We start from the raw sequence: 21,974 nt of genomic DNA, 5'->3' as shown, positions 1-21,974 counted from the left end.
TGAGCCATGGGCAGTCGCACGACCTGACGGACTCGCTTCGACGGGTGAACCGAGCACGATCCAACCTCGACCTCGCGCGCGCGCAGCGGGCGGTGCCCGGGGTGGTCACCACGGAGCAGCGTCACCTGCTGTCGGCCCTGGAGGGGTACGCCGCCGCGCTGACGAGCCACGGACACCCGATGCCCTACCGGCTGCACAGCGAGCTGGCCATGTACCGGTCCATGTTCGGACCGGCCCGACCACCCACCCGCTGACGCGTCCGCTCACCGGAGGGAGTAGGGGCCGGGACCTTCGGTCCACGTCTCGCCGGTCTGCTCACGGTAGGCGTGGACCGCTTCGGTGATGGTCTCGAAGAGGTGTTCCGGGTCGATGGTCTCGGTGAGCTCGTAGCGCTCGATCTTCTGGCGCACGGGAGTCTTGAGCTCGGCGAACACCAGGCTGGTGCCGGCGGCGTTCAGCTCGAGGTCGAGCTCCTCCAGGACGTCCGAGGCCGTGGTGTCGACGTCGGTGATCGGCTCGGCCGCGACGACGATCCAGCGTGGCCGGGGCTCGCTCCTCGCGAGGTGCCGCACCTGGTCGCGGAAGGTCCGCACGTTCGCGAAGAACAGGGGCGCGTCGAACCGGTAGATGACCAGACCGGGCAGGTGGCGCGTGGCGGGGGTGAACTGCGAGTCGTGGTAGCCGGCCATGCCCGCGACCCGTCCGAGCACGGCCTGGTGCGGCCGCCAGGCACGCCGGAAGACGTTGAGGATCGAGAGCCCCACGGCGATCGCGATCCCCGGCAGGACGCCGAGGAACGCGACACCGAGGAAGGCCGCCAGGGCCAGCCGGAAGTCCGACCTCCGTTGCCGCCGCAACCGGCGCAGCCCTCCGATGTCCGCGAGGGACGTCGAGGCGGCGATGACAACGGCAGCGAGCGTGGGCTGGGGCAGGTCCCGCAGCAGCCCGGGTGCGAGCAGCAGCAGGAGCAGGATCGCGACAGCACCCACCACGCCGGTCACCTGGGTCTTGGCGCCGTTCTGCGCGGCCACCGCCGTGCGGGATCCGCTGGTGCTGACCGGGAACCCCTGGAAGAAGCCAGCGGCGATGTTCGCTGCGCCCACGCCGATCATCTCGCGGTCGCCGTCCACCTCGTCCCCGGCACGGGTGGAGAACGCCGACGCCGTCGAGATCGTGTCGGTCAACGCCACCAGGGCGATGCCCAACGCCCCGGCCACCAGCAGCCACAGGTCGTCGAGCGGAACGGTGGGGATGTCGAACGGCGGAAAGCCTTCCGGCATCGGGCCGACCGCCGTCACGCCGCGGTCCTGCAGGTCGAACAGGTTCACCGCAGCGATCGCGAGCACCACGGCAAGGAGGACCCCCGGAACCCGGGGGAGCAGGCGTTGGAAGCCCAGGATCACGACCAGGCTCGCGACGCCGATCGCCAGCGCTGCGCCCACGGCGTGCCCGGCCGCGAGACCCCGCACGAACCCGACCGCCTCGTCGACCAGGCTGTCGGCGTCGACGGAGAAGCCGAAGAGCTTCGGCAGCTGGCTCACGACGATGGTCAGCGCCAGCCCGTTCATGTACCCGATCTGCGTCGGCCTGGACAACAGCTCGGCCACGAACCCGAGCTGGAAGACCCCGGCCAGCACGGTGATCAGGCCCACCATCACGGCCAGCAGCGAGGCGTACGCCACCGCCCGGTCAGGGTCTCCCTCGGCCGCGGCGAGGGGGATGACGGTCGCCGCGATCATCGGTCCCAGCGCCGAGTCGGGGCCGAGAACCAGGACCCGGGACGGCCCGAGGACGGCGTAGCCGAGGAGGCACAGGACGGTGGTGTAGAGCCCGGTGATGGGCGGCAGTCCCGCCAGCTCCGCATAGGCCATCCCTTGCGGAACGAGGAGCGCGGTGAGGACCAGCCCGGCCACCACGTCCTGGCGCAGCCACCCGCGCTCGTACGACCGCAGGCTCGCGATGCCCGGCGCGAGGCGCGTGATCACCGGCTCGGCGCGCGCGACGACAGGTCGCGCGCCGGCGTCCACGCCACGACGAGCGCGCCGGTCACCAGGTAGACCACCTGGAGGACGTGGAACGCGCGGATCGACGCAATCTCCCCGACGATCCACACCACCATGACGGTCCCCGCGACGATGCAGGCGAGCTGCCACCCGTCGCTGCGCTTCAGCAGGGCGGCGGCGGCGACCAGGGAGCTGCCACCGACGACGGCCATCAGGACCACGCCCGGGAAGTAGTTGCTGGGGAAGTCCGTGTTCCTGACCCACGACGCCTGCTGGGGGATCCACTCCGTCATCAGCGCGAGACCACCGATCACCGCGCTCACGCCGTTGAACAGCACCAACCCGAGGAGCAGCTTCAGCTTCCGGCTCATCGCGACCCTCGGGAGTTCCTGCGTTGACGGCCCGTACGGACGACGACCACGCTAGGGAACCCCTCGCACCCGGAGGCAGGGCCGAAGGTCCCCCCGGAGGTCCGCTACGACCGGCGCCGGACCGAGATCAGCGTGGCGCCCAGGTCGCGCACCTTGGAGAGCAGGCCGTGCAGCTCCGCCTGGTCGGTGACGGTGCCGGTCAGCGTGGTCGTGCCGTCGGTCTCGTGGTGGAGGGTCAGGCCGTCGAACCACGTGGACCAGTGCTCGTCGAGGTGCCCCTCGAGGCGGAGTTCGTAGTGGGGGCCGTCGCCCGGCGCGACCGTCCCGGTCATGTCGTCCTCGGCTGCGGTGGTGCGGCCGACGTCGGCCGGACGCTCCGGCGGATCGCCCACTCGGCAACGGTGAGGTTGATCGCCCACGCCGCCCCCAGGAGGAGGGCGGTGGTGAGGTCTGCGGTGCCGAGGACCAGCCCGCCGATGCCCAGCGTGATCACCTGGGTGCCGGCCACCAGCCCGATCGCGTAGCTGCGGATCATCCACGCCCGGTGGCGGATGACGTCCCTCCGGCGCGCGGCGAGGAACCCTAGGACGAGGGTGACCACCATCGCCGAGCCGAACGCCAGTCGCAGCGGGTACAGCACCTCGCGCGTCGCCTCGGTCCGCGGGTAGAACTGGTTCAGCCACAGCGCCGAGAACGCCACCCCCAGCCCGGCGATCACGAGGACGCGCCCTGCCCGTCGGTGCCAGCCCGGGTGGCGACGGCGGATCTGCGGCGCGAACTGGAACGCTCCGAGGAGCGCGAAGACCGTGGCGCAGGCGATGTGGAGGACGACCGGCTCGGGCGACGCGTCGTACCGGGCGTCCGACGGCAGCCCGGTCGCGCCTCCGGAGAGCTCGACCACGCGGAGCGACCCTGCGACCACCGGGATGGTGCCGAGAGCCAGCAGCCCGGCAGGGACGCCCCAGCCGGACCGGGGCCGGCCGCCCGGTCGGCGCGGCCCCGACCTGCCGAGGGCGGTGGCGTCCTGGCTCATTCCACACCAGCGGCGGTGGCCTGCGGGCTGTCGACGGTGTCGCGGTCCGACGTCGTGTCCGCGCGCACCGGGCGGGTGGTGGCCCACATGGAGCAGCCGAGGCCGATCAGGGCGATGCCGTTGGGGAAGGCGAGCAGCCGGTAGAAGGCGTCGGGCATCACGGACAGCAGGATCGTGACGACGCCGCCCACGGCCAGGACGACGGTGGCCCACCGGGCGAGGACCCGGGCCCGGAACAGCGCGACGCCGAAGACGAGTCCGCCGGCGAGGAAGCAGATGTCCTGGACGGGGAGGGTGATCGCCAGCAGGCCGATGTCGCCGGCCGGGGTGCCGCCCGTGATCTGGGTGATGACGTCCTCGACGTAGGCGGAGTCGGTCCCGACGAGCTGGGGCATGACGAAGGCGGCGACGTAGGTCATGCAGGTGATGAGCAGGTAGCCCGTGGCGAGCACGACGTACCCGACGAGCCCGAGGACCCCGTTGCGGCGCACCTGGCTCAGGTACATCCCGGTGATGCCGACGAGGGCCAGGACGGCCATCAGCACCTTGAGGGAGCCGCGTACGACGACCTCGGTCGTGCCGATGGAGTCTGCGTCGAGGTGCGGGTGGCCGAGCTGCACCCCGATGAAGAGCAGTCCGGCGCCGACGGCGGCGACGGCGGCCCCGCGCGTGAGGGTGGTGGGTGTGATCGTCATGTCCTGCTCCAGGTCCGGTGGGTCCGCGACGGGTGCCGCGGGGGATGTCCGGAACGTAGGGCGGGCGGGGGTGACCGGTCGTCACCACATGATGTGATCGACGATGTGACCCCGTCCGGGACGGGCTAGAGCAGCCCCAGCTGGTGGGCACGGCGGACGGCGGCTGCCCGGCTGTTGACGTCGAGCTTGGTGAAGATGCGCTTGGTGTGGGTCCGCAGGGTGTTGAGCGAGACGAAGAGCCGGCGGGCGATGTCAGGGCCGGTGAGCTCGCTGTCGAGCAGCCGGAGCACGTCGAGCTCCCGCTGGCTCAAGGGATCAGCCAGGGCGTGCTGCCGCGGATCCCCTGTCCCGGGAGCAGCGGGTCCCGGCAGACGTTCCGCGAGCCGCCGGGGGAGAGGGGGCTCCCGGACGGTGACCGCCCGCCGGAGGAGGTCCAGCATCGGCTCGCCCAGGTCGAGGTAGAGCCGGACCTGGCTGTCCGGCTCCGGGGCGAGGGCCCACGACTGCCGCAGGGCCGCCAACGCCCTCGGCTCGTCGCCCCGGACGTCGTGGGCGAACGCCTGCAGCACGCTGATCTCGATCAGGCTCCCCACCCGTCCTGCTTCGGCCGCGGCGACGTGCAGGCGGTCCAGGAGGCGCAGGGCGTCGGCCACGGGCGTCCCCCTTCGCCCGGCCGGGTCGCCCCGCGGAGCGCGGCGGTGCTCGGCGAGCAGGAGCCGCACCAGGGTGAGGTGCTCGTACTCACGCAGGTAGTCCGGGTCGTCGTCGACCCGGACGTCTGCGCTGTCGGCCCAGGCGGCCGCGGACGCCAGGTCGCCGGCCGCGATCGCGAGCCGGGCCCTGACGGCAGGGATGGGCCGGATCTCGGGGTAGAAGCCCCGCCGGTAGAGCGCCTCGGCCTCGTCGAGCAGGCTCCCCACCTCGTCGCGGTGGCCGGCAGCGGTACGGACCTCGGCCATGGCGACGAACCATCGGTGCCGGTTCTCGGTGATGGACGCCCGCCGCGCGAGCACCCGGGCGGTCTCGAGGTGGTGCCGGGCGTCGGCGAGCTCGTCGAGCTCGCGGTCGAGCTCAGCCAGCCCGACGTGGAGGTCGGCGGCCGCCCGAGGGTACGGCTTCCCGTCGGCGGTGGCTCGCTGAAGGCCCTGCTCGAAGAGCTCGCGAGCGCGACCGGGACGACCCAGGGCGACCCACAGGTCGGCGAGCACGATCGTGGTGTCGAGCTCGTCCACCAGGTTGCCCGCAGCGTGGAGGCTGCCGACGGCGGCGCCGAAGGTCTCCAGGGCCTCCGCGACGTCGCCTGCTGCCCACGCGGCGAGCCCGAGGAACGCCCCGCCCTGCCCGCGGATCAGGTGGTCATCGGGGGCGGCGAGGTCGAGCGCCTGCTGTGCGTGGTGCACGGTGCCGGCCACGTCACCGCGGGCCTGGGCCACCGACGCCCGGTAGATCGAGATCGTCGCCGGCGCCGTACGCAGGTCCTCGGTGTCCGCCCACTCGCGCGCGAGCGTCGGGTCCGCCGCGCCCGCGGCGAGCGCGACCTCGGCGGCCCGGAGCCATGCCTCCATGCTGTCGAGGTCGCCGGTCATCAGCCGTGACCATGCGGACCAGATGCTGAGGACGGGGCTCCGACGCACCACCGGCTCGGGCAACGACTGCATCCACGTCAGCAGCAGGCCGTCCTGTCGGGCCCTGCGCAGGTCGGGCAGCGCCTCCTCCATCAGGTGGGCGGCGCGACCGAAGTCCTCGGCGGCCACGGCGTGACGGACCGCCTGGATCGGCAGGTCGTGGGTGGCGTACCAGGCGCTGGCGCGCCGGTGCAGGTCAGGCACCTCGTCGGGGTGCTCGGCCAGCAGCCGGGCCTCCAGCACGTCGGCGAACAGGTGGTGGTAGCGGTACCAGGAGCGTTGGGCGTCGAGTGGGACCACGAAGAGGTTGTCGCGCTCGAGGCCCTCCAGCGTGCGGGCGGCGTCGGAGCGCCCGGTCACCGCGTCGCACAGGGAGCCGGTCAGCCGGTCGAGCACCGCCGTGCGGAGCAGGAAGTCCCGCACCTCGCCGGGCTGACGGGCCAGCACCTCGTCGGCGAGGTAGTCGATGACGAACCGGTTGCTGCCCGTGAACGCGTCGATGAACCCGGCGACCTCGCTGCGCTCGTCGGTGCCCTTCAGGGAGAGCCCGGCGAGCTGCAGGCCGGCGACCCAGCCCTCCGTACGCTCCTCGAGGGCAGCCACGTCAGCCGTGGTCAGGTCGAGCCCCATCACGTGGTGGAGGAAGTCACCCGCCTCGCTCCGGGTCAGGCGGAGGTCGGCGGCCCGGACCTCGGTGAGCTGCCCCCGGCTGCGGAGCCGGGCCAGCGGGAGGGGAGGGTCCGAGCGCGTCGCCAGCATCAGGTGGAGCTGGGCAGGACCATGGGCGAGGAGGAACGTCACGGCCTCGTGCACCTCGGACGAACCGATGACGTGGTAGTCGTCGAGGACCTGCACCCACTGCGTCCCCGGAGCCTCGTCGGCGGCCCGTGCCACGTCGTTGACCAGCACGGTCAGGGCGTCGGGGACGCCCACGCCCGGGGAGTCGAGGGCTTCCGGGCCCACGTCGAGACCCATGCCAGCGAACGCGGCGACCAGGTGCGTCAGGAAGCGGGTCGGGTCGTTGTCGTCCTCGTCGAGCGAGAGCCAGGCGACCCGGATGCCGGGGTGGCGTCGGTCGAGCCGGGCGAGCCAGTCGCCGAGGGCGGTGGTCTTGCCGAAACCGGCCGGAGCCGACACCAGGGTGAGCCGGTGGTGCGCCTCGACGGTCGCGTCGAGCTGCTCGACGATCCGCGGACGCGCGACCAGGTCCGGGCGCCGGAGTGGCGCGAAGAGCTTGGTGGCCAGCACCCGGGTCGACACCCTCGGATCATAGGAGCACCGGACGCTGACGATCTGGCCCGCCGCCCATGACGAACGACCACGAGCAGGACATCATCTCCTCATGACCCCGACCACGGCGCTCACCTTCGGCTACAAGGCCTCGGCAGAACAGTTCGGCCCCAGAGAGCTGATCGAGCTCGGCGTCCGCGCCGAGGAGGTCGGTCTCGACAGCGTCATGCTCAGCGACCACCTGCAGCCTTGGCGCCACGAGGGCGGCCACGCGCCCAGCGCGCTGGCCAGCCTCGCCGCCATCGGCGAGCGCACCGAGCGGGTGGTGCTCGGCACCAGCGTGCTGACCCCGACGTTCCGCTACAACCCTGCGGTTCTGGCGCAGCAGTTTGCCACCCTCGCCCTGCTGAACCCCGGCCGCGTCGTGCTCGGGGTCGGCAGCGGCGAGGCCCTGAACGAGATCGCGGTCGGGCTGGAGGAGTGGCCGGAGTTCAAGGAGCGCTGGGCACGACTGAGGGAGTCGGTGAGACTGCTCCGCGAGCTGTGGCAGGGCGACCGGGTCACCTTCGACGGGGACTACTACCGCACCGCGGACGCCACGATCTACGACCGGCCGGAGGGCGGCGTCCCGATCTACGTCGCCGCGGGCGGCCCACAGATGGCGAAGTACGCCGGGCGCGTGGGCGACGGGTTCATCTGCACCAGCGGCAAGGGCATGGACCTCTACACCGGCAAGCTGCTCCCGGCGGTGGCGGAGGGCCTCGAAGCAGCCGGGCGCGACCACGGCGACATCGTGCGGATGATCGAGGTGAAGCTCTCCTACGCGCCGACCCGCGAGGAGGCCCTCGAGAACACGAGGTTCTGGGCTCCGCTCTCGCTGAGTGCCGAGGAGAAGCACCGGCTCGACGATCCCGTGGAGATGGCCGCGGCCGCGGACCGGCTCCCGATCGAGCAGGTCGCCTCACGCTGGATCGTCGAGACGACACCGGAGGGCGTCGTCGACGCGGTCCGGCCCTACGTCGAGGCGGGGTTCGACCACGTCGTCTTCCACGCCCCGGGCCACGACCAGGAGCAGTTCCTGTCGTCGTTCGGGGCCGACGTCCTGCCGCTCCTGCGCGAGCTCGGGACCAGCTCGTCCTAGGGCGTGGCGGTGTTCGGCGTCGGATCCGGTGGGCGTCTCGGGTCGCTGTGCCGGCGGGAGTCCGCTGTCGGCGTTCACCTCGTCCGGGTGAGGACCTGCGTCCCTCCGGCGCCGAGGATGGGCTCAGGACGCGAAGGAGTTCACCATGAAGCTCATCCCCACCATCGTCGCCACGCTGTCGATCAGCGCATCGCTGGCGGCCTGCAGCGAGGACCGTGCCGCTGTGTGCGACTCCGTCGCCGACCTCAGGTCCTCGGTCGCGGACCTCAGGGACATCGACGTCACCTCCTCCGGCGGACTGAGCGACCTGCAGGCTGCCCTGGACGCCGTCGGGGACGACGTGGCCGCCGTCACGTCGGACGCGGCGGACGAGTTCGCGGACCAGGTCGCCGCGGTCGAGGCCAGCCTCGCGGGGCTCACGAGCTCCCTGGAGTCGGCCCAGTCGGGAATCTCCGCCGACACACTCGCCGAGGCAGCCGAGGCCCTGACCACCTTCGGCACCGAGGTCGAGTCGCTGGTCGACGACGTCGAGGCCACCTGCTGACCGCGGTCGTTGATGGCTGCTCTCCTGGGCGGAGTCCAGCTGCGCCACGAGGGCTCCTCCGAACGTCATCGTCCGCTTCGTACGACGCCTGGTCCACAGACGCACTCCTACGCTTGCGGTCCGGTCAACCGCGAGGGAACGGAGTCGACCATGGGAATCCTGCGAGGCCGACGGGACAAGCCTGAGGTGCGGCGGTTTCGCATGAGGGAGAAGCTGATGGCCGTCGGGGATGACTTCTGGATCGAGGACGAGGACGGCGAACGTGCGTACCGGGCGAACGCGAAGGCGCTGCGCGCACGCGAGACCATCGTCCTCGAGGACGCGTCCGGCAACGAGGTCGCGCGTGTCCAGGAGCGAAAGCTCAGCGTGCGCGACAAGGTCGCGATCGAACGTGACGGCCAGCCGATCGCCACGGTGCACAAGGCCCTGGTGGGGATCCGGGACCGGTTCGTGATCGACGTCGAGGGAGGGCCCGACCTCAAGGCTCACGGGAACATCGTCGACCACGAGTACGAGGTCGAGCGTGACGGGGATGCCGTCGCACGGGTCTCCAAGCGGTGGTTCCGGGTCCGCGACACCTACGGCGTCGAGATCGGGGCCGGCGAGGACGAGGCCCTGCTGCTGGCAGTCGTGGTGGCGATCGAGTCCCTCACGGACTAGCAGGAACCTGACCAGCCGCGCGTTCCTGCCCGGCACCTCCTGCTCGCCGACGTGGGCCGGCAGCCGGGTCCTCGCGCTCCACGGGCGGCCGGCCGAGTCGCTGGACCAGGCGCACGGCTACAGTCGGAGTCCGGTGGCGGACGACGTGGAGGGGTGGGCAGGGATGGCGCGTGGGGACCACGTCTACGTCCAGCGCGGTCGTCACTACACCCACCACGGGGTCGACTGCGGCGACGGCTCGGTGATCCACTACGTGGGTCCGCGCGGCCCCCTCCGGCACGTCGGCCGGACGTCGCTGGAGGAGTTCGCGGCCGGCTCGGTCGTGCAGGTCCGCGCTCACGTCGACCGTCTGGACGTCGAGACCACGATCGAGAACGCCGAGTCCCGCGTCGGGTCCCGCGACTACCACCTGGTGAGGAACAACTGCGAGCACTTCGCTGCCTGGTGCTGCACGGGTCGAGCCGCCAGCAGCCAGGTGCGCCGGTGGGCTCTGGCGGCACAGGGCACATTCGCCTCCCTCGTCGCGGTCCAGTCCCTGGGCGCGCACCTCGCCGTGCTGGGCACCGTGGGAGCGGGCCTGTACGCCTTCGCCGGGCCCTGGCGCCACCGGGCGCCTAGACCACGTCGACCCTGAACGACCGCTCCCGCTGCGGGCCCTGCTGTTGGTGGGGTAACAACCTCCCCTCGACCGATCCACATCGGGATTTCCGGTTCCACACTGGAGTGCATGAGGGGGGAGGCCTCGGTCACGACCGCGTTCGTCGTGGCGCTGTCGCTCGGCGCTCCCGCCCCCGCGCACGCGGACCCGGGAACGGCCACCCACCAGGGCACGGTGGGGGAGACCTTCGCCGGCGCCCAGACGCAGTTCGACCTGGTCACGCACGGCGACGACCAGTACCTCGCGTACTTCGACGTGGATCGCGACATCGTCGTCAAGCACCGGACCCTGGGTGCGGCCGAGGACGGGCCGTGGAGCTCCACGACGATCCTGGAGACGTCGTACAACCCGGACGGCCACGGCCGGGACCACTCCTTCAGGAGCCGGTGGGACTCGCACAACTGGCTCCGCCTGGCCGTGGACGGGTCCGGTCGGCTGCACCTCGCCGGTGACATGCACAGCTCGGAGATCCGCTACTGGCGGACGAGCAAGCCGGGCGACCTCGGCACGCTCACCCGCCGGAAGGTGCTGGTCGACCCTCGTCTGGAGGACCGCGTCACCTACCCGGAGTTCATCCTTCGGCCGCGCGGGGACCTGGGATGGCTGATGTTCCGCGACGGCGCCAGCGGTCGTGGCCGCACCCACGTCTATGCCTGGGACGACGCGCGCGCCTCCTGGTCGAGCAACGGCACGCTGTTCCGGGCCATGTCCCCGGTCTTCGGCGACGGCGACGGCAACGCCTACACCGAGGTGTTCCACACGCCGGGGAGTGGCTACCACATCCTCTACAGCTGGCGTGAGACGTCGGACAGCGGCTCCAGCTCGAGGTTCTCCTACCTGCGCACCCGCGACTTCCGGACGTACGAGAACGCCCGAGGCCTGGCCGTCCCCACTCCGGTGGACGCCGCGGCGAGGCGACCGATCGTGGATCCGATCGCTGCGACGAAGGACGGTTCGGGCAGCTGGACGTCCAACGGGTTCCTCAACGGCGAGACCCTGTTCGGCGTCAGTGGCGACCGGATCCTGCTGGCGTACACGAAGCTGGGCCGGGACCGGCTCGGCGCCACGAGCAAGCAGATCTGGGTCGCGTCCCCGAGCGGGCCCCGGGGCGCCTGGGACCTCGCGCAGGTGAGCGAGGAGCCCGGCGGTGTCGGCCTGGTCGGCGCCACGTTCCCCGACAACCACCTCGTCGTGGTCGACCACGACACGGTCGCGGTCGACTTCAGGTACGACCCCCGCTCGGGGCGTCCCACGCGGCGCGTGACCTTCGACCCGGCGGACCTCGGGGACGGTCCGGTCCCGAGCACGGACGCACCGGCCTACTACCCGGCCGAGGTCTACCAGTCGGTGGACTCCTTCCCCGCTGCGACGTCGCACACCGAGGCGGACAGCCGCTCCCACGAGCAGGCGGGTGGTACGTCGAACCGTGGCTACCTCAACTCGCGGCCGACCGGCGCCCGCACGCTCTACGTCGTGTCCTGGCTCGCCGGACCCGACCGGTTCACCCCGCCGGACCCGATTCCAGGCCCAGAGGTGCTCGACGGCTGGCCCGCCCGGCCGCTGGAGATGTTCAAGGTCACCTACTGAGGGCCGCGGGGTCGGGAGCCCCGGTCACCTCCTCCGGCGATTGCCATCGGTCGCGAACTCCGGGACACTCGAACGAGGTCGCTGCGGGCGCCCGGCGCCCCGGGCGACTGGGGGAGAGGCGATGGTCGAGCGAGCACTTCGCCCGGAGCGAGACAGCATCAGCATCGCGGAGCACGAGCGGCTCCGGAGGGACTTCGACGCCCTGCGGGAGCAGTTCGAGGCCGCCGACGAGGTGCTCTCGGCGATCGGCCGATCTGCGGCCGACCCGGAGAGGGTGCTGGCGACCGTCGTCGAGAGTGCGCGCCGGCTCTGCCGGTCGCAGGCGGCACACCTCTACTTCCTCGAGGACGACGTCTACCAGCTGATCAAGTCGACAGGACTGAGCGAGGAGTCGATCCGGTTCATCGCCGAGCACCCGATGCCGCTCGCTCGCGACACCCTCATCGGTCGCGTCGGACTCGACCGCCGGACCCAGCAGATCCCTGACGTGCTGGCTGATCCGGAGTACGGGCGCCACGACCTCCAGCGGGTCGGCGGCTTCCGGACCACGATGGGCGCGCCCCTGCTGGTCGATGGCGAGGTCGTCGGCGCCCTCCTGCTCTGGCGCAACGAGGTCAGCCCCTTCGACGAGCGTGAGAAGGCGATCGTCACCGCCTTCGCGGCGCAGGCGGCGATGGCGGTCAACGGGGTGAAGCTCGTGCAGCAGATGGAGGCCGGGGGAGTGGAGCTGGCCAAGAAGGTCGAGGAGCTCGAGGCGTTGCGCGAGGTGGGCGAAGCCGTGGGCTCGAGCCTCGACGTCGACCGGGTGCTCGCGACGATCGCCATGCATGCCGTGAAGCTCTCCGGGACCGACGGCGGCTCGATCATGGAGTACTCCGAGGAGGACCGCTGCTTCATGGTCCGCAGCGTCTACCAGACCGATCCGCACGTGGTCGACCGGCTCCACTCGATCCGGATCGACCTCGACGAGACACTCGTCGGACGAGCGGCCAGGGAGCGCCGCCCGATGGCGGTTCCCGACCTCGACGCCTGCGACCTCGACCCACACCTGCGGATCCTCCACGACGACGGCTGGCGCTCGCTGGCCGCCGTGCCGATGCTGCGTGAGGACCAGGTCGTGGGGGCCCTGATCGTCCGTCGGAGGCGCACCGGGGCGTTCACGAGCGACACCCTCGACCTGCTGGAGACCTTCGCGAGCCAGTCGGCGCTGGCCCTTGTCAACGCGCAGCTGTTCCGCGAGCTCAAGGAGCAGAGCATCGAGCTGGAGCTCGCCAGCACGCCCTACGCCATCGAGCTGAACCTGCGCAAGGGTGGGACGACGCATCCGTTCCTCACGCTCCAGTTCCTCACCGACGGCCGGTACGAGCCGGACACCGCCCTCTTCCTGACACCTCGCGGCCACGAGAAGCACCTGGTCGCGACCGACCACCTCGAGTCGGACCTGCTGCGTGGGCTGACGGTGCCCGACCTGTTCGACGTCGTGGCGCGCCACGGTCTGCACTTCGACCAGTCGCGACAGGTCGGGGTGGTGTTCCACATGATCAGCTGCCTCACCGAGCACGGCCGGATCGGGCTGACGGCCGTGGGTGACACCCCCACCGAGGCTGATCGTCGTTACCGGGACGCCGAGCGGATCCTGGTGGAGGAGGCACGGCTGTCGTTGCAGGAAGCTCCGTTGCCGGTCTGAGGTGCAGATGCCACGGATCTGGTACGTCGCGTACGGCTCGAACCTGGCCCGGGCCCGGTTCCGTTGCTACCTGTCAGGAGGGCGCCCGGCGGGTGGGTCTCGCCGGTATGTCGGCTGCCGGGACCGGAGCGAACCCACCCGGACCGAGGGCCTGGAGCTGCCCGGCGGACTCGTGTTCGCGGCCGAGTCGCGTGTCTGGGGCGGGGGCATGGCGTTCTACGACACCACCGCACCGGCCGTGGTCGCCTGCCGCGGCTACCTCGTCACCGCCGCGCAGCTCGCGGACGTGGCAGCCCAGGAGCTGCGCCGGCAGCCGGGCGGCGAGTTCGCGCGTGAGCTGGCCAGGCTGCTGCCCGACGTCGAGTCCGTGCTGACCACCGGCCCCGGTCGGTACGGGACGGTGGTCCGGCTCGGCGCGCTGCACGGCACGCCGATGTTCACGATCACCCACCACGACGTCGGCAGCCTTCCGCTCGCCGCCCCCAGCGCGCCGTACCTGCGCTGGATCTCGGACGGTCTGCGGGAGGCTCTCGGCTACGACGACGCCCAGGTCGCCGGCTACCTGCTCTCGGCGCCAGGCATTCGAGGACGATGGAGCGAGGACGAGGTCCTGGCGCTGTCGGGCGGGAGCGGGGTGGAGCCCGTGCGCGACAGGGTGGCTCCGACGACCACACGGCCGAGCGAGCCATGACCGGCATCGTGGACGCCGACTACCTGGTGGTGGGAGCCGGCGCGATGGGCATGGCGTTCACCGACGCCCTGATCGACCACGCCGACGTGCGCGTCGCCCTGGTGGATCGCCGCCACGGCGTCGGCGGACACTGGTTGGGCGCCTACCCGTTCGTCCGTCTCCATCAGGCGTCTGCCTTCTACGGTGTCGCGTCGACGCTGCTGGGCGGTGGCCGTGCGCAGGAGCGCGGACCGGAGGCGGGCCTGCACGAGCGAGCCACCGCCGCTGAGATCTGCACGTACTACGACCGCGTGCTCGTCGACCGGCTGCTGCCCTCGGGCAAGGTGCAGTTCTTCCCCAACACCGAGTACGTCGCCGACCGCCAGCTCGTCTCGTGCATCTCCGGCGAGCGACTCGCGGTGCCGCCGGAGTGCCGGATCGTGGACGCGCGCTACCTGGCGCCGACCATCCCCGCGGAGACGCCACCACCGTTCGGTGTGGCGGAGGGGGCCCGCGTCGCGCCGGTCAACGACCTCGTCCGGTTGACCGAGGCCCCCCGTCAGTACGTGATCGTCGGGGCCGGGAAGACGGCGACGGACGCCTGCATCTGGTTGCTCGCCCGGGGTGTGGACCCGCAGGCGATCTGCTGGGTGCGGCCGCGCGACGCGTGGATGCTGGACCGGGCAGTGGTCCAGCCGGACCCCTCGGTGTTCCTCGGCATGGCCGCCGACGTGATGGAGGCGGCAGGGGCGGCGCAGTCGCTGGACGACCTGTTCCTCCGGCTGGAGGACGCCGGGATCATGGTCCGCATCGATCGCTCGGTGACGCCGACGATGGCGAAGGCGCCCACCCTGGGCAGGTGGGAGCTCGAGAAGCTGCGCACCATCGAGGACGTCGTCCGGCTCGGTCACCTGCGGTTCGTGGAGAAGGGGCGGCTCACACTGGCGGGCGGGTCGGTCGCGGTCGCGGAGGACGCGCTCGTCGTGCACTGCGCGGCGTCCGGTCTGCAGTACCCGCCGCGCGTCCCGATCTGGCGGCCCTCGGCCGTGACGCTGCAGCCGATACGCGCGGGGTTCCCCTGCTTCGGGGCGGCGCTCGCCGGCTACGTGGAGGCGACACGCGCAGACGACGCGGAGAAGAACCTGCTGTGCCCGCCGACGCCGTACGCGAACACGCTGGCGGACTGGGTCAACATGAACGTGATGGGCACCCGTGCCACGGCCTCGTTCGGCTCCGCGGCGGACATCGCTGCCTGGGCCGGCTCGGTGGCACTCAACCCGGCGCGCATCCCGGCCGGCAGAGTCGGCTCCCAGGAGGTCGACGACGTTCTCACGCGCCTGACGGCCCACCTGCCCACCGGGCTGGCCCGGCTCGTCGAGCTGGGTGGGTCCGGACGGCCGGGCGAGGCCCCGTCGGGCAGCGGCTGACCAGGCGTCGGCGCACCCGTGACGGCTCGGCGCGCAAGGGCCGAAGGTCCCGGGACCTTGTGACCGACGGTCGTAGATCGACCCACCCGACTGGGGTTGGATCAGTGGCGGCGACGAGGGCCCGGAGGGCGTCGCGAGCGATGCACGTCACGCACGTGCGGGAGGCTCTCCGGAACGTGACGGGGGTCCGGCCCTCGTCGCCGGCCCCCTGTCGGGGTCAGCTCCCGTCGACGCTGATGTGCGCCGGGCGCGGTGACGGGTCGTTGGCCTCGACGTCCTGCACGGTCGCCTCCAGCAGGTCGTGCGCGAGCCCGGAGAGAGCCCGGCAGACCGCCAGCTCGTCCCCGATCTCGGGCACGTCCCGGTCGGCGGGGTGCTTGCGTGCGGTCCCGCGGTGCCGCACCACCGTGCCGGCGTCGGTGCGCAGCACCGCCTCCGCGCCGGTCCTCCCGTCCTGCTCGGACAGCAGCACGTCCACGTGCCAGGTCCTCGTGTGCATGGCGACCCTCCTTCGTGGCGCGGCCGCAGCGGTCCTCGCTGCTGGACCAGCGTCGCCTCGTGGGTCCATGCTCCCGCGACCCCCCCGGCTGCGGACCAGTCGAAGGTCCCCGCGAGTCGGGCCCTCAGGACCCTCTCGGCCCGGGCAGCGAGGAAGGTGCCCGAGCCGTGGGAGCGCGGAGCAACGCGTCCACGGTCGTCAACGCCACCAGGGACAGCGCGCCGACCAGCCATCCGTTCCCGTTCCCGGTCCCGAGGCCGACCGCCGCCACCGCCCCCACCGACGTCGCCGTGACCACCACCGCGACGAGGGGGAGGCCCGGCGAGCACTCTCGGGTGCCGGGCACCGGATCCTCGAAACGACCCACCAGCGAGACGATCGCGATCGTCGTCACGAGGAGGGCTGCGAACCAGGCCGGCCTGGCGGCCCACCAGGTGGTGGTGTCCGGCCGGTCGTGCAGGCCGAAGCCACCGAGCAGCAGGGCGGCAGCCCCGAGGAGGGCCAGCGCGGTGGGGTGCCAGAGGTAGAGGGTCATCACCCGCGCCTCGACCACGACGACGGCCCGCCAGACGCCGGCGTACCGGGTCAGCCGCTGCAGCACCGGCTCGGCAGCGAGCACCAGCCCCACCATCGCGGTCCCGAGGAACAGCAGGGTCGCCCGTGGGGGCTGCGTGTTGCTCACGCCGGGGCCTTGGGAGCCCACCATCGACACGGCGTACGGGCCGAGGGCGACCAGTGCCGCGGTGCACAGCAGCCCGCCCCCGGCGAGGAGGAGGCTGCGTCGCCTCCCGACTGCGCCGTCCAGCCAGGCGTAGCCGAGCTGGTGCAGGGTGCCCCAGACCAGCAGCAGGTTCAGGGCGCCCACCGGGCTGCTCCCCAGGAGCATGCTCGCGGTGTCGACCGGGAGCGCGACGAGCCCGACCGCGAGGGTCCACGGGCCCCAGCGGTCCCACGCCGCGAGCGTCATCGGCACGAGGGCGACGACGACGACGTACACGGCGACGAACCAGGTCAGCGTCAGCGAGGACGACGAGGCGATCCGGAGCCACCCGTCGTCGAGTCCGAGGAACGGTGCCACGAGGGCCGCCGCGCACCAGAAGCCCAGGAGCGGGAGCAGCGGTCGGGTCAGGCGGGTGACGCGACCGGCCAGCCACGTGCCGTAGCCCGCGTCCCGCGACCGCGCGTGGCGCCACGACAACGCATTGACGTAGCCGCCGACGAGGAAGAAGAGAGGCATCACCTGCAGGACCCACGTCAGGAGATGCGTCCAGGGAGCGACGGTCAGCAGGTCGGTGCGCTGCAGGCTCCCTGCGTCATCGACGTACCACCCCTGCTTGAGCCAGTGCCCCACCACCACCCCGCAGAGGGCCGTGACCCGCACCAGGTCGACGACCCGGTTCCGGGCACCCGTCCCGGGGCCGGCCGCCGGAGCTGTGGTGAGGTCCATGCCACCACCTCTCTGTCGGCCCTGCTCACGACGCTAGTGGCGCCGGCCCTGCACGTGGCGAGGTACGGAGTCCCGTCCTTCCGGGACCATCGGCCCGCGCTCGGGATGGGTGCCGACCGGCCGGGCCACCCGGGCCGTTGGTCCCTTGGTGGAGGCCCGGCGTCCACGCGAGGCTGGTGGACAGAGCCCGAGGAGGCATCATGCCCGAGGACAACCCCGCTCCGGTGGTCGTGGCAGTCGGCCACGATCCCGTCGAGTCCGCGCTGGCGTTCGCCGTGGTCGAGGCGCGTCGTCGCGGCTGCGGCGTTCACCTGGTCCATGCCGTGCACCACACCCACGACGGCCCTGACTCCGTGTTCGTCACCGAGTCCGACCGGGAGCGTATGGGTCGGCTGGCCCTCACGTCCGCGACGGAACGACTCGAGGCCCTGGCTGACGAGGGGATGGCGGTCAGCTCCGACATGGTGTCCGGGTCGATCGCCGCCGCCGCGGCGGCTTCCTGCGCCGACGCGCGCATGATCGTGCTTGAGCACCGTGACCTGGGACGGCTGCAGCGGGTGGTCACCCGATCCGTGGCGTCCGGGGTGGCGGCCCGGGCCCACGTGCCGGTGGTGTCGGTCCCGTCCCACTGGTCTCCCTCGCACCGACATGCGGCCGAGACCACGGTCACGGTGGGCGTGGACGATCCCGCACGATCGGCATCGCTGCTCCGCACCGCCGCCGACGCCGCTGCCGTAGCCGGTGCGAGCCTGTGCATCGTGCACGCGTGGGCGATGCCCCGCGCCTACGAGGACCTCGGGACCTCGCCCGAGGACGAGGAACGGTGGGCAGCCCAGGTCACGACCGGGATCCAGGAGGTGCTGGACACGATCGTGGACCAGGTGGAGGGAGTGACGGTGAGGATCGTGGTGCGCCACGCGCCACCTGCCGACGCCCTGGTCGAGACGAGCCGTACCTCGGACCTCCTGGTCATCGGTCGACACGACCCGCTGCTGCCGGTCGGCTCCCACCTCGGCCCCGTCGCGCGCGCGGTGCTGCGTGAGGCCGAGTGCCCGGTGATGATGGCGGGTTCCGGTCCGGGTGCCTGACGCACGCTGCGGGCCTGACCGGGGCACGAGGAGCGTAGGCTCGGGTCGTGGTGCAGGACGACGGGTCCGCACGGGGGCCTCATCTTGAGCTCGACGAACTTCTGTCGCAGCTGATCGAGCGAGCCCAGGGGGTCCGCGCCGCACAGAACCGGCTCCGTGGCCTGCTGCACGCCAACCGGGCGGTGGTCGGGGACCTGTCCCTGAGCGCCGTGCTCCGTCGCATCGTGGAGGCTGCCTGCGAGCTGGTGGACGCGCCGTACGGCGCCCTCGGCGTGATCGCACCGGACGGGACCGGCCTGGAGGAGTTCATCCACGTCGGCATGCCGGAGGACGCGGTGGCCTCGATCGGTCACCTCCCCGAGGGCAAGGGCCTGCTCGGGGCGTTGATCGACGACCCACGCCCGATCCGGTTGCGTGACATGCGTGACGACATCCGCTCCGTGGGCCTCCCGGCCGGCCACCCGCCCATGAGGGGCTTCCTCGGAGTCCCCATCCGGGTTCGCGACGAGGTCTTCGGCAACCTCTACCTGGCATCGCTGTCGCAGGCGAACTTCGACGCCGAGGACGAGGAGCTCGTGGTCGCACTGGCCGCCACCGCGGGCGTGGCGATCGAGAACGCCCGGCTCTACGAGGAGTCCCGACGCCGCCAGGTCTGGCTGCAGGCATCGGCCGACGTCACGCGGCAGCTGCTCTCGGCGGAGAGCGACGGCGCGCTGGCTGTCATCGCCGAACGGGTCGCGGAGCTGGCGACCGCCGACGTGGTGACCGTGGTGCTGCCCCAGGTCGGCGGGTCCGGGCTGACGGTCGCGGTGGCGGTCGGGCACAAGGCCGACCAGCTCCGTGGTCTCTCGTACGCCGTGGAGGGGACCCTCAGCGAGCTCGTCCTGACCACCGGCCGGTCAGCGGTGCTGGAGGACGCCTCGGACCTCACGGGCCCGGGGCAACGGTCGGTGCACATGAGCGAGATCGTCCCCGTCGGGCCGGTGATGGGGGTTCCCCTCGCTGGCACCGAAGGGGTACGTGGCGCCCTGCTGGTCGGCCGGTTGCAGGGGCGTCGCCCCTTCAGCGCCGCGGACGTGGAGATGGCCGACACCTTCGCCCACCACGCCTCCGTAGCGCTCGAGCTGGCCGACGGGCGACGCGAGGCGCAACGGATGAGCCTCTTCGAGGAGCGGGCCCGGATCGCCCGGGACCTCCACGACCACGTGATCCAGCAGCTCTTCGCGTCGGGGATGATGGTGCAGGGTGTGATCGCGACGCTCGACGACACGGCTGCCGCCGAGCCCCTCGAGCGGGTCGTGGACAGCATCGACGACGCCATCCGGCAGATCCGGACCTCCATCTTCCAGCTGCGGCCACACCGGCTCCCCGGGACCGAGCTGCGATCCGAGGTGCTCGACGTCGTCGCCGACGTCACCCCGTCGCTGGGCCACGCTCCCCACGTCCAGTTCGTCGGTCCGGTGGACGCGTTGGGCGACGAGGCCATGACCGACGACGTCACCGCCGTGGTGCGGGAGCTGTTGTCGAACGTCGCCCGGCACGCCGGCGCCGACCGGGTCGACGTCGCCGTCGAGGCGACGGGGTCGACCCTCGGGGTGACGGTCACCGACGACGGGGTGGGCCCGGGTGTGCCCTCACGCTGCTCGGGCCTGAGCAACCTTCGGCACCGCGCCGTCGCGCGGGGCGGGACCTTCGCGCTCGCGGCCGCCGGGCCAGGGGGAGGGGCCCGCGCCGTCTGGGAGGTGCCGCTCCCGTGAGCGACCGGGCACGAGGGGACGTGACCGCCGGCGAATCCATCCGGGTCTACCTGCTCGACGACCACGAGGTCGTCCGCCGCGGTCTGCGGACGATGCTGTCGTCCCTCCCGGACGTCGAGGTGGTGGGGGAGTCGGGCTCCGCCGAGGAGGCCACCGCGCGGATCCCCGCGCTCCGTCCGGACGTCGCCGTGCTCGACGGACGCCTTCCCGACGGCACCGGCATCGAGGTGTGCCGGGCGATCCGGTCCGTGGACCCGAGCATCGCGGTCCTGATCCTGACGTCCTACGACGACGACGAGGCGCTCTTCGGCGCGATCATGGCGGGGGCTGCTGGCTACGTGTTGAAACAGGCCAGGGGAGACGACCTCGTCCGTGCCATCAGGGCCGTCGCTGCCGGCCACTCCCTCGTCGACCCGCGCATGACGGCCAGCCTGCTCGAGCGGATCCGACGGGGTCCGGCCGCCTCGTTGGAGCTCGCCGCGTTGTCGGAGCGGGAGATCGAGCTCCTGGGCCTCATCGCCCAAGGCCTGACCAACCGGCAGATCGGGGAACGGATGTTCCTCGCGGAGAAGACGGTCAAGAACTACGTGTCCAGCATCCTCGGCAAGCTCGGCCTGGAGCGGCGGACCCAGGCGGCCGTCCTGGCGACGAAGCTGCTCCGTCCCGACCTCGACGGGGCGACCGGCCCCGGGTCGGGGACGTGACCGCACCTCGATCGGCCACGACGACCGCGGCCCCAGCGGCAGCCCACCTCGTGGGCTCGGCGGGGAACCGCATCGGGAGCACCACTCGAAGGAGCAAGGCATGGACGGCTCGGCACCCACGAGGGCCCCGGCCCGGATGCGCGCCTGGCGCACCCGGGGCGACGGCCACGAGCAGCTGCGGCTGGAGGAGGTGCCCACACCCCTCCCGCGGGGCGACGAGGTCCTGGTCCGGGTCCGAGCCTGCGGGGTCTGCCGCACCGACCTGCACGTGACCGACGGTGACCTCCCGCTGCGCCGGACGCCCCTCGTCCCCGGCCACGAGGCTGTGGGGGACGTGGTGGCGGTCGGGCCCGGGGCGACCGGGCGGGCGCTTGGGGACCGGGTGGGCGTCGCCTGGTTGGGCCGCACCTGCGGCTCCTGCCGCTGGTGCCGACGGGGCGCCGAGAACCTGTGCCGTGGCTCGCGCTACACGGGGTGGGACGAGGACGGCGGCTACGCCGAGTACGTCGCCGTCGCGGCGCCGTACACCTACCTGCTGCCTCCGGCGACGGACCCGGTGCAGACTGCCCCCCTTCTCTGCGCCGGCATCATCGGCTACCGGGCACTGCGCCGGGCCCACGTCCCGCCGGGCGGCAGGCTGGGCCTCTACGGGTTCGGAGCCAGCGCCCACCTGACCGCCCAGGTGGCGCTCGCGCAGGGTGTCGAGGTCCACGTCCTCACCCGGGACCCGGACGCGCAGCGGCTCGCCCTCGACCTGGGGGCGACGTCGGCCGGCGGGGCGGCCGACCAGCCGCCGGTCCCCCTCGACGCCGCGATCCTCTTCGCACCTGCCGGTGAGCTCGTCCCCGTGGCGCTGGCGGCCCTCGACCAGGGTGGGACGCTCGCGCTGGCGGGGATCCACCTCAGCGACGTACCGCCGCTGGACCACCAGCGGCACCTCTTCCGCGAGCGGACGCTCACGAGCGTCACGTCCAACACCCGCGCGGACGGGGAGGAGCTGCTCACGCTCGCGCCACGGCTCGGGGTCCGGGCGACGGTCACCCGCTACCCCTTCGAGCGGGCGTCGCAGGCCCTGACGGACCTGGCCCACGACCGGGTGTCCGGGGCAGCGGTGCTGGTCCCGTGACGGCGCACCCGCACGTTTCTTG

At 72.3% G+C, this 21,974-nt stretch carries 21 protein-coding genes; 13 read left to right on the top strand and 8 right to left on the bottom strand.

The window, feature by feature from the left end:
• Positions 1-44: 44 nt before the first annotated feature.
• Positions 45-254 carry a hypothetical protein gene (locus EXE57_RS02535; RefSeq protein ID WP_135073718.1) on the top strand — a complete coding sequence of 70 codons (210 nt, stop codon included), beginning with the start codon at positions 45-47 and terminating at the stop codon, positions 252-254.
• A gap of 9 nt (positions 255-263) precedes the next feature.
• Here EXE57_RS02535 and EXE57_RS02530 read toward each other — a convergent pair whose 3' ends face one another.
• The 6 genes from EXE57_RS02530 to EXE57_RS02505 form a co-directional block, all read right to left on the bottom strand.
• Positions 264-2,027, bottom strand: coding sequence for a SulP family inorganic anion transporter (locus EXE57_RS02530; RefSeq protein WP_135073716.1), 1,764 nt, complete (start codon positions 2,025-2,027; stop codon positions 264-266).
• A complete protein-coding gene (locus tag EXE57_RS02525; RefSeq protein ID WP_135073713.1) occupies positions 1,982-2,374 on the bottom strand; it encodes a hypothetical protein in 393 nt (130 codons plus the stop codon). The genes EXE57_RS02530 and EXE57_RS02525 overlap by 46 nt, the downstream gene beginning before the upstream one ends.
• 104 nt (positions 2,375-2,478) lie before the next feature.
• The gene (locus tag EXE57_RS02520; protein ID WP_135073710.1) at positions 2,479-2,706 is read right to left on the bottom strand and encodes a hypothetical protein; all 228 of its coding nucleotides are present in this window, start codon (positions 2,704-2,706) and stop codon (positions 2,479-2,481) included.
• Positions 2,703-3,407 carry a DUF2306 domain-containing protein gene (locus EXE57_RS02515; protein ID WP_135073708.1) on the bottom strand — a complete coding sequence of 235 codons (705 nt, stop codon included), beginning with the start codon at positions 3,405-3,407 and terminating at the stop codon, positions 2,703-2,705. The genes EXE57_RS02520 and EXE57_RS02515 overlap by 4 nt, the downstream gene beginning before the upstream one ends.
• Positions 3,404-4,102, bottom strand: coding sequence for a hypothetical protein (locus tag EXE57_RS02510; RefSeq protein WP_135073706.1), 699 nt, complete (start codon positions 4,100-4,102; stop codon positions 3,404-3,406). Before EXE57_RS02510 ends, EXE57_RS02515 begins: the two co-directional genes overlap by 4 nt.
• Positions 4,103-4,227: 125 nt before the next feature.
• Positions 4,228-6,987: a winged helix-turn-helix domain-containing protein gene (locus EXE57_RS02505; protein ID WP_135073704.1), complete on the bottom strand. Its 2,760-nt coding sequence runs from the start codon at positions 6,985-6,987 to the stop codon at positions 4,228-4,230.
• Between the two features lie 82 nt (positions 6,988-7,069).
• Between EXE57_RS02505 and fgd the strand changes: the two genes are divergently transcribed.
• The 8 genes from fgd (at position 7,070) to EXE57_RS02465 (ending at position 15,331) form a co-directional block, all read left to right on the top strand.
• Positions 7,070-8,098 carry a glucose-6-phosphate dehydrogenase (coenzyme-F420) gene (gene fgd / locus EXE57_RS02500; protein ID WP_135073702.1) on the top strand — a complete coding sequence of 343 codons (1,029 nt, stop codon included), beginning with the start codon at positions 7,070-7,072 and terminating at the stop codon, positions 8,096-8,098.
• Between the two features lie 145 nt (positions 8,099-8,243).
• Positions 8,244-8,642: a hypothetical protein gene (locus EXE57_RS02495; protein WP_135073700.1), complete on the top strand. Its 399-nt coding sequence runs from the start codon at positions 8,244-8,246 to the stop codon at positions 8,640-8,642.
• A gap of 201 nt (positions 8,643-8,843) precedes the next feature.
• The gene (locus EXE57_RS02490; RefSeq protein WP_244246960.1) at positions 8,844-9,302 is read left to right on the top strand and encodes an LURP-one-related/scramblase family protein; all 459 of its coding nucleotides are present in this window, start codon (positions 8,844-8,846) and stop codon (positions 9,300-9,302) included.
• A 133-nt stretch (positions 9,303-9,435) separates the two neighbouring features.
• The gene (locus EXE57_RS02485; protein WP_135073696.1) at positions 9,436-9,936 is read left to right on the top strand and encodes a lecithin retinol acyltransferase family protein; all 501 of its coding nucleotides are present in this window, start codon (positions 9,436-9,438) and stop codon (positions 9,934-9,936) included.
• A 93-nt stretch (positions 9,937-10,029) separates the two neighbouring features.
• Entirely contained in the window at positions 10,030-11,547 is a 1,518-nt protein-coding gene (locus tag EXE57_RS02480) for a BNR-4 repeat-containing protein (RefSeq protein WP_135073694.1), read from the top strand.
• A 121-nt stretch (positions 11,548-11,668) separates the two neighbouring features.
• Positions 11,669-13,234, top strand: coding sequence for a GAF domain-containing protein (locus tag EXE57_RS19895; protein WP_135073692.1), 1,566 nt, complete (start codon positions 11,669-11,671; stop codon positions 13,232-13,234).
• Between the two features lie 208 nt (positions 13,235-13,442).
• On the top strand, positions 13,443-13,925 hold the full coding sequence (locus EXE57_RS02470) for a hypothetical protein (RefSeq protein ID WP_208542942.1): 483 nt from the start codon (positions 13,443-13,445) through the stop codon (positions 13,923-13,925).
• Positions 13,922-15,331, top strand: a complete 1,410-nt coding sequence (locus tag EXE57_RS02465) for an NAD(P)-binding protein (protein ID WP_135073690.1) — start codon at positions 13,922-13,924, stop codon at positions 15,329-15,331. The genes EXE57_RS02470 and EXE57_RS02465 overlap by 4 nt, the downstream gene beginning before the upstream one ends.
• A gap of 217 nt (positions 15,332-15,548) precedes the next feature.
• Here the strand turns inward: EXE57_RS02465 and EXE57_RS02460 are convergent, their stop codons facing one another.
• Both EXE57_RS02460 and EXE57_RS02455 read right to left on the bottom strand, forming a co-directional pair.
• Complete coding sequence (locus tag EXE57_RS02460; protein ID WP_135073688.1) at positions 15,549-15,830, bottom strand: DUF1876 domain-containing protein; 282 nt, start codon at positions 15,828-15,830, stop codon at positions 15,549-15,551.
• A gap of 124 nt (positions 15,831-15,954) precedes the next feature.
• The gene (locus tag EXE57_RS02455; protein ID WP_135073686.1) at positions 15,955-17,277 is read right to left on the bottom strand and encodes an acyltransferase family protein; all 1,323 of its coding nucleotides are present in this window, start codon (positions 17,275-17,277) and stop codon (positions 15,955-15,957) included.
• A gap of 200 nt (positions 17,278-17,477) precedes the next feature.
• On the opposite strand from EXE57_RS02455, the gene EXE57_RS02450 reads away from it, so the two are divergent.
• The 4 genes from EXE57_RS02450 (at position 17,478) to EXE57_RS02435 (ending at position 21,952) form a co-directional block, all read left to right on the top strand.
• A complete protein-coding gene (locus EXE57_RS02450) occupies positions 17,478-18,365 on the top strand; it encodes a universal stress protein (protein WP_135073684.1) in 888 nt (295 codons plus the stop codon).
• Between the two features lie 47 nt (positions 18,366-18,412).
• Complete coding sequence (locus EXE57_RS02445; RefSeq protein WP_135073682.1) at positions 18,413-20,122, top strand: sensor histidine kinase; 1,710 nt, start codon at positions 18,413-18,415, stop codon at positions 20,120-20,122.
• Positions 20,123-20,142: 20 nt separating this feature from the next.
• Entirely contained in the window at positions 20,143-20,826 is a 684-nt protein-coding gene (locus EXE57_RS02440) for a response regulator (RefSeq protein WP_425271697.1), read from the top strand.
• Between the two features lie 100 nt (positions 20,827-20,926).
• On the top strand, positions 20,927-21,952 hold the full coding sequence (locus EXE57_RS02435; RefSeq protein WP_244246959.1) for a zinc-dependent alcohol dehydrogenase family protein: 1,026 nt from the start codon (positions 20,927-20,929) through the stop codon (positions 21,950-21,952).
• The last annotated feature ends 22 nt before the right edge of the window (positions 21,953-21,974 follow it).

It is taken from the genome of Nocardioides euryhalodurans, from assembly GCF_004564375.1.
Classification (GTDB): domain Bacteria; phylum Actinomycetota; class Actinomycetes; order Propionibacteriales; family Nocardioidaceae; genus Nocardioides; species Nocardioides euryhalodurans.
The sequence above is the reverse complement of the archived record's forward strand: the minus strand, read 5'-3'. Positions and strand labels throughout refer to the sequence as shown.

Bases quoted from the DNA above. Each gene is read 5' to 3' on its own strand.
- EXE57_RS02465 (WP_135073690.1), top strand. From the start codon at position 13,922: ATGACCGGCATCGTGGACGCCGACTACCTGGTGGTGGGAGCCGGCGCG.
- EXE57_RS02490 (WP_244246960.1), top strand. From the start codon at position 8,844: ATGAGGGAGAAGCTGATGGCCGTCGGGGATGACTTCTGGATCGAGGAC.
- EXE57_RS02515 (WP_135073708.1), bottom strand. From the start codon at position 3,407: ATGAGCCAGGACGCCACCGCCCTCGGCAGGTCGGGGCCGCGCCGACCG.
- EXE57_RS19895 (WP_135073692.1), top strand. From the start codon at position 11,669: ATGGTCGAGCGAGCACTTCGCCCGGAGCGAGACAGCATCAGCATCGCG.
- EXE57_RS02480 (WP_135073694.1), top strand. From the start codon at position 10,030: ATGAGGGGGGAGGCCTCGGTCACGACCGCGTTCGTCGTGGCGCTGTCG.
- fgd (WP_135073702.1), top strand. From the start codon at position 7,070: ATGACCCCGACCACGGCGCTCACCTTCGGCTACAAGGCCTCGGCAGAA.
- EXE57_RS02520 (WP_135073710.1), bottom strand. From the start codon at position 2,706: ATGACCGGGACGGTCGCGCCGGGCGACGGCCCCCACTACGAACTCCGC.
- EXE57_RS02435 (WP_244246959.1), top strand. From the start codon at position 20,927: ATGGACGGCTCGGCACCCACGAGGGCCCCGGCCCGGATGCGCGCCTGG.
- EXE57_RS02470 (WP_208542942.1), top strand. From the start codon at position 13,443: ATGGCGTTCTACGACACCACCGCACCGGCCGTGGTCGCCTGCCGCGGC.
- EXE57_RS02495 (WP_135073700.1), top strand. From the start codon at position 8,244: ATGAAGCTCATCCCCACCATCGTCGCCACGCTGTCGATCAGCGCATCG.
- EXE57_RS02455 (WP_135073686.1), bottom strand. From the start codon at position 17,277: ATGGACCTCACCACAGCTCCGGCGGCCGGCCCCGGGACGGGTGCCCGG.
- EXE57_RS02525 (WP_135073713.1), bottom strand. From the start codon at position 2,374: ATGAGCCGGAAGCTGAAGCTGCTCCTCGGGTTGGTGCTGTTCAACGGC.
- EXE57_RS02450 (WP_135073684.1), top strand. From the start codon at position 17,478: ATGCCCGAGGACAACCCCGCTCCGGTGGTCGTGGCAGTCGGCCACGAT.
- EXE57_RS02460 (WP_135073688.1), bottom strand. From the start codon at position 15,830: ATGCACACGAGGACCTGGCACGTGGACGTGCTGCTGTCCGAGCAGGAC.
- EXE57_RS02510 (WP_135073706.1), bottom strand. From the start codon at position 4,102: ATGACGATCACACCCACCACCCTCACGCGCGGGGCCGCCGTCGCCGCC.